Annotated in this window: 11 protein-coding genes; 8 read left to right on the top strand and 3 right to left on the bottom strand. The window is 65.6% G+C overall.

Going from position 1 to position 11,575, the window contains the following annotated elements; genetic code table 11:
* The first annotated feature begins 13 nt into the window (after positions 1-13).
* Positions 14-1,711, top strand: a complete 1,698-nt coding sequence (locus tag DPQ64_RS14380; protein WP_115865009.1) for a thiamine pyrophosphate-binding protein — start codon at positions 14-16, stop codon at positions 1,709-1,711.
* A gap of 502 nt (positions 1,712-2,213) precedes the next feature.
* Here DPQ64_RS14380 and DPQ64_RS14375 read toward each other — a convergent pair.
* Positions 2,214-2,924 (bottom strand): universal stress protein, encoded by a 711-nt coding sequence (locus DPQ64_RS14375; RefSeq protein ID WP_115865008.1) that lies wholly within the window; start codon positions 2,922-2,924, stop codon positions 2,214-2,216.
* Between the two features lie 683 nt (positions 2,925-3,607).
* On the opposite strand from DPQ64_RS14375, the gene DPQ64_RS14370 reads away from it, so the two are divergent.
* The 4 genes from DPQ64_RS14370 (at position 3,608) to DPQ64_RS14355 (ending at position 7,240) form a co-directional block, all read left to right on the top strand.
* Complete coding sequence (locus tag DPQ64_RS14370) at positions 3,608-4,093, top strand: hypothetical protein (protein ID WP_115865007.1); 486 nt, start codon at positions 3,608-3,610, stop codon at positions 4,091-4,093.
* An 87-nt stretch (positions 4,094-4,180) separates the two neighbouring features.
* Positions 4,181-5,149, top strand: coding sequence for an NAD-dependent epimerase/dehydratase family protein (locus tag DPQ64_RS14365; protein WP_115865006.1), 969 nt, complete (start codon positions 4,181-4,183; stop codon positions 5,147-5,149).
* Between the two features lie 151 nt (positions 5,150-5,300).
* Entirely contained in the window at positions 5,301-6,587 is a 1,287-nt protein-coding gene (locus tag DPQ64_RS14360; protein ID WP_198662141.1) for a carboxylate--amine ligase, read from the top strand.
* Between the two features lie 176 nt (positions 6,588-6,763).
* Positions 6,764-7,240 (top strand): cupin domain-containing protein, encoded by a 477-nt coding sequence (locus DPQ64_RS14355; protein WP_115865005.1) that lies wholly within the window; start codon positions 6,764-6,766, stop codon positions 7,238-7,240.
* Between the two features lie 36 nt (positions 7,241-7,276).
* On the opposite strand, the gene DPQ64_RS14350 is transcribed toward DPQ64_RS14355, so the two are convergent.
* Complete coding sequence (locus tag DPQ64_RS14350) at positions 7,277-8,107, bottom strand: class I SAM-dependent methyltransferase (RefSeq protein WP_115865004.1); 831 nt, start codon at positions 8,105-8,107, stop codon at positions 7,277-7,279.
* A 481-nt stretch (positions 8,108-8,588) separates the two neighbouring features.
* On the opposite strand from DPQ64_RS14350, the gene DPQ64_RS14345 reads away from it, so the two are divergent.
* From DPQ64_RS14345 to DPQ64_RS14335, 3 genes are all read left to right on the top strand, one after another.
* Positions 8,589-9,293 (top strand): TIGR00266 family protein, encoded by a 705-nt coding sequence (locus DPQ64_RS14345; protein WP_115865003.1) that lies wholly within the window; start codon positions 8,589-8,591, stop codon positions 9,291-9,293.
* Positions 9,294-9,350: 57 nt separating this feature from the next.
* Positions 9,351-10,385 carry an LLM class flavin-dependent oxidoreductase gene (locus DPQ64_RS14340; RefSeq protein ID WP_115865002.1) on the top strand — a complete coding sequence of 345 codons (1,035 nt, stop codon included), beginning with the start codon at positions 9,351-9,353 and terminating at the stop codon, positions 10,383-10,385.
* Positions 10,386-10,469: 84 nt separating this feature from the next.
* Complete coding sequence (locus DPQ64_RS14335) at positions 10,470-10,670, top strand: hypothetical protein (RefSeq protein ID WP_115865001.1); 201 nt, start codon at positions 10,470-10,472, stop codon at positions 10,668-10,670.
* A 32-nt stretch (positions 10,671-10,702) separates the two neighbouring features.
* Here DPQ64_RS14335 and DPQ64_RS14330 read toward each other — a convergent pair.
* A partial coding sequence (locus tag DPQ64_RS14330; protein ID WP_157971719.1) for an SDR family NAD(P)-dependent oxidoreductase occupies positions 10,703-11,575 on the bottom strand: 873 nt, incomplete at its 5' end.

The raw sequence follows: 11,575 nt of genomic DNA, 5'->3' as shown, positions 1-11,575 counted from the left end.
GTCACCTCGGCCAATGACCGAGACGAACGAGGCGCTCGTCGCTCAACTCGAAGAACTCGGCGTCGAGTACGTGTTCGGCTACCCCGGCGGCCGCATCATCGAACTGTTCGACGAGCTTCCGGAGACGGACATCGGCGTGGTCCGCCCGCGCGACGAGCGCGAGGGGAGCGTGATGGCCGAGGTCCACGGTCGTCTGACCCAGAATCCCGGCGTGCTCGCGGGTCAGGGGCCGTGGATCGGGAGTCTGGGAACCATCGGCCAGATGGAGGCCCGGCTCTCCTCATCGCCGATGGTCGTCCTCACCGAGGCCAGCGAGCGCGGCGACTACTCCACGCTCGCGCCGTACCAGCAGGCCCGCGGGGACTACGGCGGTCTCGACCTCCCCAAAATTCTGGACGGCGTGACCAAAGAGCACTGGTTCCCGCGCTCGCCGACCGAGACGCTCCGAAGCGTCCAGTTGGCGTTCAAGCACGCGACCGCCGGGCGGCCCGGCCCCACGGCGGTCGTCCTCGACGGCGACGCCATCACCGAGGAGGTGCCCGAAGACCCGGTGCCGCCGGTCTGGGACGCCGACGAGCAGGTCCGCAACTGGGACGCCGCGCCGACCGGCGACGACGTGGCCGACGCCGCAGCGGCGCTCGCCGATGCCGAGCGACCCGTCATCATCGCGGGCAACGGCGTCCACGCCGCGCAGGCCTACGACGAACTGGAGTCGGTCGCCGAAGCCTACGGCGCGGTCGTGACGACCTCCTACCTCGGGAAGTCCACGCTCCCCGAGACCCACGACCTCGCGGCGGGCGTCATCGGCTCGTTCGGCCACGAAGGCGCGAATCAGGTCGTGAGCGAGGCCGACTGCCTGCTCGTGGTCGGCTGTCGGATGAACCCGATGGACACCAACTGGCAGGCCCCCGACTTCGTCCGGCCCGACGAGCAGACCATCGTTCACGCGGACGTGACGACGAAGAACGCCGGCTGGGTGTACCCCGCGGATGTGGGACTCATCGGCGATGCGGCCGAGAGCCTGCAAGCGCTCGCGGACGCAGGTGGAGGAACCAACGACTGGGCGCGCGACCGCGCGGAATCGGCCCGCGAGTCGTTCTCGGCCCCGGCCTGCGAGTCCGAGGCCTCGCCCATCAAACCCCAGCGCGCCGTGAAGGAGATCGAGGCCGCCGTGGACGAGGACACCATCGTCACCGCCGACTCGGGGAACAACCGCTTCTGGCTACTGAACTACCTCCAGACGCCGGGCGTTCGGACCTACTTCGGCTCGGGCGGCGTCGGCGGGATGGGCTGGGCCACCCCGGCCGCAGTCTCGGCCGCGATCACGACCGACCGGGACGTGATCGGCGTCGCGGGCGACGGCGGGTTCACCATGACGATGACCAGCGTCGAGACCGCGGTCGAGCAGGGGGTCGCGCCCACCTTCGTCGTGCTCAACGACACCAGCCTCGGGATGGTTCGCCAGATGCAGGACGCCAACGGCGACATCGCGGGCGTGGAGTTCCACGACACCGACTTCGTGAAAGTCGCGGAGGGCTTCGGCGCGGAGGGGATCCGGGCGACGACCCCGGACGAACTGGCCGATGCGCTCCGCGAGGGGAAGGACAGTGATGTACCGACCGTGATAGACGCCCGCATCGACCGCGAGGAGGACATGGCCGAGCAGCTCCAGTCGTCGTTCTACGCCTCCGTGGGCGGGCTTCACGAGTAAAGACAACTGAATTTTCGGGAGAGCCCACGGGTTCCCGCTCTTTGTGAACTCCACTTTCTGCTCCGGCGCGCGCGTTGCTCGCGCGCGAGGGACGAGCATGGCGAGGCCCAGTGCGCCTCGCGTGCCGTGCGGGCGACTCGGGGGTCGCCCGCAGACATCGCAGGGCAAAGCCCAAGAAGCGCAGGAGGCTGGGGAGGACGAGCTTCGGTGTCTGCGCGAACGGACGTGAGCGCAGGCTCGGCAGAGCTTGCCCTGCCGGTGCTGTGTGCGGTTGCGGTCACGCCGAGGTCCAAGCAGTAGCTAGCTCAGATTCCCTCACAACGGTTCTGTTGAAACCCCCGGAAGCTGATACAAACTGCGTGCTGCATACAGAGGATGAACTCAGCAGTCGGTCATCGTTGGTTACACACCGATTTAGATGAATAGGCCAGTCAGTAGAACTGCCAATAAAATGTAAGGGCTGCTATCCAATATCGAGAACGAAGCTCTTGACGGGTGATACTCACCGAAGGATCAAGACTGGAACGTCTCGTTCGTCGACAATATAATCGCCTACCGGGCCGAAGATATTATCTCCAAGATCCTGCTCGGTTTCACCTAGTACAACGAGATCATAATTGCGAGCGGCTTGATTCAGTTCAAATGAGATATCTCTTCCTGTTCGCACCTCCCGGTTGACTTGTACGGATGGGATATCTTGATCTACAAGGACCGAAGTCATCTCCTTGAGAATTCTTTTACCCTCGTCTTTTCCCTCTGGATCATCTGGATCGGCTATGTGTATGAGATCAACTGAGATTAGGTCATCACGATCAATGATATTAAGAAGAGTGGACACTTTCTCTTCCGCATTCTTTGTGTGACGGCAAGGCATCAATACTTTGCCAAGCGTGTTCGCTCCACCCGGCATGAGAATCGCATCAACCTCATGGCTTTCGGCGACTTTTTGTCGTGCTTCGCCCCGATCATGGTTGAAAACGAAGTCGAAGTCCGTCCGTACTCCTCGCTGCTCGAATTGTTCGGCCTGGTTTCGCAATTCCGTGGTGAACTCCTCTTCGTATTCGTCCTGTACCTCTTGGACAGACTCGCCGTCATCGAGATTGTAAAATCCGACAAGTTCTGCATCCGGGTATGCAAGATGGTTGAGGAACCCCCCTGTAGGGAACTTGGGATCCGGAAACTCGACGAATACGAGGACGGTTGGATGTTCCATATTGGACGTACAAGACACGGCCAACTAATACTTCCCCTGAAAATGACTCGGCATCAGCGATACTCATTGCTGAGCCAACTTCTCCATTCAGAATGCCACTCCTGTAATAGAGGAATCATACATCCGATTGTCGTGATACCTCGTTCGTCTGTCCTGACCGATTTGCCTTCCCCTGAAACAGGGATGTGAGTCCGCACGAGATATGCGCCTGCTATTCAGCATAATCGTCGTAACCTATCACCTATTGAAGGTGTCAACAGAGCCCTCGAAACAGAAATCTTCGACAGGATGAAGCTAGCTACTGCCGATGCATATGAGTCGCCGCAACTTCACAGCTCCCCAGCCTCCTCGCTCACTCCGTTCGCTCGTCCACCGGCAGACGGTCCTGCTGGGCCTCCGGCCTGCGCGGGCTGCGACTGCCGAGCCTGAGCTCGGTTCCCTCGTGCAGACTCCTCGTCGTCGTGAGTGCGGACGTACTCGGCCCACTGCTTGATGAACTCGTGGCGGCGTTTCGTTTCCCGAGAACAAACGCCCAACTCCGAATCCATCGTCCCAACGTTTCGCACCATCACTGAAAAACCTCCGCCGAGAACCGAGCCCGAAAATCCGAACGCAAAAACCCGAGCGCGAAACCCGAGCGCAAAACCGTGAGAACCTTGACCCGGCGCTCCCGAGTTCCGTCAATGGCTTCCGAGAACGGCTCGCCCGCGATGGAGTCGGACTTCCCCGCGCCGATCTACCTCGTCGCGGCCCACCTCGCGGTCGTCGTCGCGGTCGTTCATCTCACAATGGGACTGTACAACTGGCTCCGGTGGTTGCAAGCCGGATTTCTCGTCCCGCGGGACCTTCGCTGGCCGCTGTTCGTCATCTCCGCGCTCGCGCTGTTCATCGGGCTGCTGCTAGCCGCGCAGGGGCGTTACCGCCGGCAGCTCTACGCGGGCGGCATCCTCCTGATGGTGGTGTACGTCGGCGGCTACTTCGTCTGGCACGCGACCGGTCACCGACCGCTGCTGCTGTTCGGCAACGGGGCGACCCACACCGGGCCGCTGATTCCGTTCCTACTCGACCACCTGTTCGCGGGGCCGGTGAAGTTCCTCGCCATCGTCTCGGAGACGGCGCTCGCGGGCGCGCTGGCGTATCTGCTGGCGACCGAGCCTCGAAGTTCGTGAGAGCAGGACCCCGGACGTCCCAAGTCGAGGACCACACTCACCACAGTTGATACACTTTTTTCACAGGTCCGAACGCACTAACCCACGATGGCCGAATCAGAGACGGTACTCGTCACGGGCGGAACCGGCTTCATCGGGTCGTACGTCGCGAAGGACTTCGTGGAGCACGGTCACGAGGTCGTCGTCTACGACCTCTCGACCGACGACCGAATCCTGTCGAAGCTCGGCATCGCCGACGACGTGGAGATCGTCCGCGGGGACGTGACCGACCCGACCAGCGTCGTCAGGGCGGTCAAAGAATCCGGCGCAACGCGGATCGTCCACCTCGCGGCGCTACTGACGAACCTCGCGCGGGACAACCCCCGCGGCGCGGCGGAGGTCAATATCATGGGCACGAACAACGTGTTCGAGGCCGCCCGCACCCTCGACGATCAGGTCGAGCGCGTGGCGTGGGCCTCCTCCGCGGCAGTCTACGCCCCGCCGAACAACTACGAGGGCGACTGGGTCGACGAGGACGATCTGGTGTACCCCGACACGCTGTACGGCGCGACCAAGGAGTACAACGAGCATCAGGCGAAGGTGTACTTCGAGGACCACGACCTGAGCCACGTCGGCCTGCGTCCGACCGTCGCCTACGGCCCCTACCGCGAGACGGGCGGCTCGGCGTTCCTCGCGAACATCGTCGAGAAGCCGGCAGTCGGCGAGCCGTTCTCGGTGGAGTACGGCGATCAGGTCATCGACTGGCAGTACGTCGAGGACATCGCCCAGGCGTTCCGGAAGGCCGCGTTCGCCCCCGAGGCGGACCTGAGCCAGCGCATCTACAACGTCCGCGGTGAGGTCGCGACCATCCGCGAGGCAGTCGAGACGATGCGGAGTATCGTTCCCGACGCCGACCTCGACGTGAGCGACGAGGGCGAACTGCCGTGGACCCAGATGCTCGACATGACCGACGCACAGGAGGATCTGGGCTACGAGCCCGAGTACGACCTCGAAACCGGGTTCCGGGCGTACGTCGCCGCGCTCCGCGAGGAGCACGGGCTCGACCCGCTGGAGTAGGTCGGACCACGTGCGTAGACCGGTCCTGACTGTTCTCAGGCGGCCCGTACCCGAAACGCGTCTCGTGCGACGAGAGTTACCAAGAGGCTTCTACCGTTCGGCAATTTGACAGGAGCCGTGTAACAAAGCGATACGGGGTCGACTTGCGAGTATGAATCGTCCCCGATCCTCGGCCGAGCCTGGAGCCATCGTGCCAGCCATCGACACGGCGAGCAGTACCGCCGCCATCCGTTCGCTGGGGAAGCGCGGCGTCCGAACCGTCGCCATCGCGTCCGACGAGAGCGTGCCGGGATTCGCCTCCAGACACTGCGACGAGACCGTCACCGTCCCGGACCCGAGCATCGACCTCGACGGGTACGAAGAGGCGGTGCTGGAACTGGCCAGACGCCCGGGAATCGAGACCATCCTCCCGTTCCGCGAGGCCGACGTCTACGTGCTGGCCCGGAACAAGGCGACGCTGACCGAGCACGTGGGGACGCCGTGGCCCTCGCTGGAGACGCTCCGCGGCGCTCAGGACCGCGTGAAGCTGTTCGACGCCGCGAGGGCCGCCGGCGTCGCGACTCCCGAGACGCGGACGCTCGACGACTGGGACGACTGGGACCGCGACCTCGTCGTCAAGCCCCGGTACACGGTGCAGGCCACCGAGTATGCAAACCGCTTCGGCGAGAATCGAAACGTGGAGACGTCCACCCAGTACGTCGACGCCGACGACCACCTCGACCGCGACGAGGTGGTCGCCGGGATGGACCACGTACCGCTCGTCCAGGAGTACGTCCCGACCGCCGACGAGTACGGCTTCTTCGCGATGTACGACCACGGCGAACCGGTCGCGACGTTCCAGCACCTCCAGCGCCGCGGGTGGAAGTACTGCGGCGGGCCGAGCGCGTACCGCGAGTCGGTCGACATCCCGGATCTGGAGGCGGCGGGACTCGACCTGCTCGACGAGCTGGACTGGCACGGCGTCGCGATGGTGGAGTTCCTTCGCGACCCGGACACCGGCGAGTTCCGACTGATGGAGGTCAATCCCCGGTTCTGGTCGTCGCTGCCGTTCACCGTGCAGGCGGGCGTCGACTTCCCCGCGCTCTACTGGCAGCGCGCGACCGGGCGCTCGATGGACCTTGCGCTCGCGTACGAGGTCGGGATCGCCGGCCACCTACTCCGGGGCGAACTGCTCCACCTCCACAGCATCCTCGCCGACGACTATCCGCTCGTCGACCGCCCGTCGTTCCCGAGGACCGCGCTCGCCGTCGCCGCCTCGCTGGTCCGGCACCCGCGCTTCGACTACCTCGACGCGAGCGACCTCGGCCCGTTCGTCCAGGAAGTGGCGAACCTGTTCGGCGAACTCTCCAACTCGGGGACCGACGGCCCGACCGCGGACCCGACCGACGGTCGGCCGGCTGGACTCCACGCGACGTTCCAGACGCTCCTCCGGCGCTGAGGCGGACCGGAAAATCGGCGAACGCGTGACGGCCGGACCACAGATAGGCGAGCACGCGGCCGCCGCCGACGACTCGTCACCGAGTCGTCGGCGGCGGCCGCGTGCAACTGGCGATACGACCGAACAGCCCGTAGCGCGACCGAACCGCTTTTTCCGGCGTCGCCACACGGTGTGGTATGGAGAAAGTCGCCGTCGAGGACGTGGACAACGAGCGCAACCCGATGAAGGTCCACAGCGTCCGGAAACCCGTCTCCCGGGCGCTCGGAACCACCGATTTCGCGATGAACTACTTCGAGCTCGAACCCGGTGAGTCGTTCTCGGGCGGGCTCCACCGACACAACGATCAGGAGGAAGTGTTCTACGTCGAGTCCGGCACCGCGACGTTCGAGGTGGGGCTCGACCGCGAGGAGGTCGTCGTCGAGGCGGGCGAGCTGGTCCGGTTCCCGCCCGGCGAGTTCCAGAAGGGGTACAACGACGACGAGGCGACCGTTGAGGGCTGGGCGCTCGGCGCTCCCGGGGCGACCCACGACTGGGACGAACTCCAGTCGCGGGCGTACTGCCCCGAGTGCGAGGACGAGACCACCCACGACGTCGCGCTGCCGGACGGCAGCTTCGAGCTGACCTGCACCGACTGCGGTACCACGCAGGGATAACTCCGGCACCAGGTCTCGCTCGGTGATAGCAAGCGGTCAGGACGCGACGAACACGACGTGGCCGTCCGCGCCCGATTCGGCGTCCGGATCGTACCAGCCGTGGAGTTCGACCGACAGGCCGAGCGCGTCGCAGACGCCCGCGAGGTACTCCGGCTCGTAGTCGGTGAGCAGGTGTGTGTCCGCGAAGAACTCGCCGTCGGGCGTGAACACCAGCGCGTCGTAGCGGTGCTCGGCGTCCCCGACCTCGTGAATCTGAGTCAGCCGGGCGTACGTGCCCTCCTCGGTGGGGTAGGTCCAGAGGTGCGGGTCGTGACCCCCGTCGCTGGCGATCTGGTCGAAGACCAGCACGCCACCGTCGGCGAGCCGGTCGCCTAACGCGTGAAAGCTATCGGCGATCTGGTCCGGGCGGAGGTGCTGGATCACGGTGAACGGGAGCCAGACGAGGTCGAACGATCCGTCCGCGGTGAACGCGGAGAGGTCGGGCAAGTCCGGAAGCGCCCCGACGCGGAACTCGGCGTCGGACTTCCCGCGAGCGCGCTCGACCATCGCCCGGTACTTGTCGACCCCGACGACCTCGAATCCCCGCTCGCGGAGCCGCGTGGCGTGCTCGCCGGTGCCACAGCCGACGATAAGTGCGCTGGGCGCGTCGGAATCGGTGGTCGGATTATCGTTTGCGTTTACGTTTTCGTTAGCGCTTGCGTTTGCGTTTGGGTTTGGGTTTTCGTGTGCGCCTTCCGGCGGGTCGATTTCGCGCCCGGTCGCCTCCTCGAACCGCGAGACGACGAACTGTACTTCTGCCTCGTAGTCCTTGTCGGCGTACAGCGCGTCGTAGACCTCGGGATACTCGGCGTACAGGTTCTCGTTCATGATTCGACGTTCGAGGGTGGCCGCGATAAAAACCGGGCGTCCGACAGGTCGAGGTGTAGGGTTCGGACGGTGTAGGGTTTGAGTCGGCGAGGTTCGATTCGGCGAGATTCGATTCGGCGAGAGCGACCTCTCTTCGGAGTGACTCCGAGCTAGCTACTGCCGAGTCATAAGATACCGCACCGCGTCCGCACAGCAACCGCGAGCCTCGAACCTCCCCAGCCTCCTGCGCGTCTCGGCCTCCACTCCGTTCCGGCCTGCGATGCTCGTCCCTCGCGCAGTTTGGCGCGGCACGGAGGCCGCGCAGCACGCGCCGGTGTGGAGAGGGAAGCAGCGTGCGCCGGTGGAGAGGGAAGTCAGCGCGCACCCGGCAGGAAAATCGACGTTCGAGACGATTGAAATAGAACCACCGTGCGGCCGACCCCAACCATTAAGCCCGCGACATGACAACTGCCATTCGGACGACTACTCGTCCTGAATCCCCATGCAGGTAGAAATTACCCACCAGCCGTCGTACGCGCACCTCGTCGTCGAACTATCTCGCGGAGAGACCGTCATGGCCGAGCCCGGCGCGATGGTGAGCCACTCGCCGTCGGTCGCCATCGAAACCAGCACCGCCCGGGACGGCATCCTGAGTTCCGCAAAGTCGATGCTCGGCGGCGAGTCCGCGTTCGCCAACAAGTTCACGGCCGAGGACGAACCCGGAACCGTGACCCTCTCGCCGCAGACGCCAGGCGACATCCACCACCACGAACTCGACGGCGACACCCTCTACGCCGTCGACGGGGCGTATCTGGCCTCGGACCCGGAGATCGACATCGACTCGGAGTTCGGCGGGCTCAAGTCGATGCTCGCCGGGGCGTCCATCACGCCGCTCGCGCTGAAGGGCACCGGCGACGTGTTCGTCGAGGCGTTCGGCGGCATCGAGACGGTCGAACTCGGCCACGGCGAGTCGTACGTCGTCGACAACGAGAACGTGGTCGCGTGGGAGGGCAGCGTCGACTTCGACGCCCGGCGGGTCGGCGGGCTCAAGTCCTCGCTGCTGTCCGGCGAGGGCATCGTGATGGAGTTCACCGGCCCGGGGACGATCTGGTACCAGACCCGCGGCATGGAGTCGTTCGCCGACGCCATCGCTGGCATGCTCCCCAGCACCGGCGACGACGGCGGTGCCGACATCGATCTGGGCTGAGTTAAGCCAATCAGCTTCCTTATCAAAGGTTAAGGTCGCTCCGGTCGACCCGCCGCTATGGACATCGGCACCGGACTGTTCACGTGCCAGCGGCGACCCGACGACGACCGCTCGACGAGCGAGTTGTACGACGAGATGCTGACGCTCGGGCGGGCCATCGACGACGCGGGCCTCGCGAGCGCGTGGGTCTCCGAACACCACTTCGCGGAGGACGGCTACCTCTCGGCGACGATGCCATCTCTCGGCGCGCTAGCGGCCGAAACCGAGAATATCGAACTCGGCACCTGCATCGCGCTCGCACCGCTGTACGACGGGGTGCGGCTCGCCGAGGACGCCGCGACCGTGGACCTGCTCGCCGACGGTCGGCTGACGCTCGGGCTCGCCATCGGCTCGAACCCGAAGGAGTTCGAGCAGTTCGGCGTCCCGGAGGACGAGCGCGTCGAGCGACTGGGCGACACGACCGACCTGCTCCGCGCGGCGTGGTCCGAGGGTCCGCTCGACTACGACGCCGAATTCCACGACGTGACGCCCGACGCGACGGTGACGCCCAAGCCCGACACCGAGATTCCCGTCATGTACGGCGGGTCGGCCAAGCCCGCGGTCAGGCGCGCGGCGCGGGTCGCCGACGCGTGGTGTGCGCCCTCCGCGCTCTCGGTCGGGGGCGTCCGCAAGCGCGTGGAGGACATCCGCAACGTTCGCGAGGCGGAGGGGCTGCGCGAGGACGCCAGCGAGGCCGGCGACGCCGCGGACGACTTTCAGATCTACGCGCTCCAGCACGGCTTCGTCGGCGACTCGAAGGAAGAGGCGTGGAACGCGATGAAAGAGGGCTACCTCTACATCCAGCGCCGCTACGCCGAGATATTCTCGGGCGAGCCGGTCGAGGAGCTATCGGATGAACGGGTCGCGGAGCTGAAAGACCAGGCCATCTTCGGCACGCCCGAGCAGGTCATCGAGGGACTGGAAGAGTACCGCGAGGCGCTGGGCGACGACGTCCACTTTATATTCCGGACGTACCACCCCGGCGTCGGCACCGACCGGATGGTCGAGTGCGTCGAGCGACTGGGCGACGAAGTCGTCCCGCACTTCGAGTGACTGCGGTGGGTAATTACGTGTTCTCGAACAGTCCGACCGACCGGTTTCCCCACACTTAACACCGCCAAGCCCGTCTCTCGACGCATGGCTTCGGCGTGGCGACAGTTGCTACCCCAGTTCCTGATAATGCTGCTGATATACTTCGTCGGCGTCTTCGCGCTCGAAGCCGCCGGCATCGACGGGTTCATCCCGCGGATCATCGTCGCGATGGTCGTCGCCTTCGGCTACCCTGCGGCGCTGCGACGACTCGGCCGTGAGCCCCCGGCGTGGGAGCTATCGGAGTAGTCGCGGTTCAGTTCCGTCGTCCGACCGAACAGTCACTCGTTCCACGTCCGCCCCGACGCTCGGGCGTACACCGCCCGCGGGAGCAGGCGCTTGACGAACAGCCGGAACTTGTTCTTCACGCCCGGAACCACCACCCGGTCGCCACGCTGGAGACCCGCGTAGCCCGCCGCGGCGACCGCCTCGGGGTCCATCAGGTCGCCGTCGGCGAACGCCGCCTCGCCGACGTTCCCGCGGTCGAAGAAGCCGGTCTTCGTCTCGCCGGGGCAGAGCGCGGTCACGGTCACGCCGTCGTCGGCCAGTTCCCCCGCGAGCGCCTCCGAGAACGCGAGCACGTAGTGCTTCGTCGCGGAGTACACCGCGGCGGTCGGCGTCGGCGCGAACCCCGCGACCGAGGCGGTGTTGAGTATGGAACCATCGCTGCGGTCGGCCATCTCGCGGGCGAACAGCTTGCTGAGAGAAGTGACGCATGCGACGTGCAACTGTACCATCTCCAGCTCCGCGTCGAGGTCGGTGTCGGTGAACTCGCCGTACACGCCGAAGCCGGCGTTGTTGACGAGCGCGTCGACCGTCAGGCCCTCCTCGCGGACCGACTCGTACACCTCGCGGGCCGCCCCGCGCTCGGAGAGATCGGCCGCGATCTCGGTCGTCTCGACGCCGTAGTTCGCTTCGAGGTCTGCGGCCGCAGACGCCATCCCAGCCTCGTCGACGTCGACGAGCACCACGTGGTGGCCGTCGCGGGCGAACTCGGCCGCAAGCGCGCGACCGATGCCGCTCGCCGCGCCGGTGACGAGCGCGGTCGGGTGGTCGTCAGATGGTGCGGTCACGTCGGATTCCCCGAAGGGGATGACCGCCGCGACGCCGATGATGACCCCGAGCGTGGTGAGCGTCGAGCGGAGCTTGTGCTC

This window comes from Halorussus litoreus (genome assembly GCF_003382685.1).
Taxonomy (GTDB): Archaea; Halobacteriota; Halobacteria; order Halobacteriales; family Haladaptataceae; genus Halorussus; species Halorussus litoreus.
This window is presented reverse-complemented; position numbering and strand designations above follow the sequence as displayed.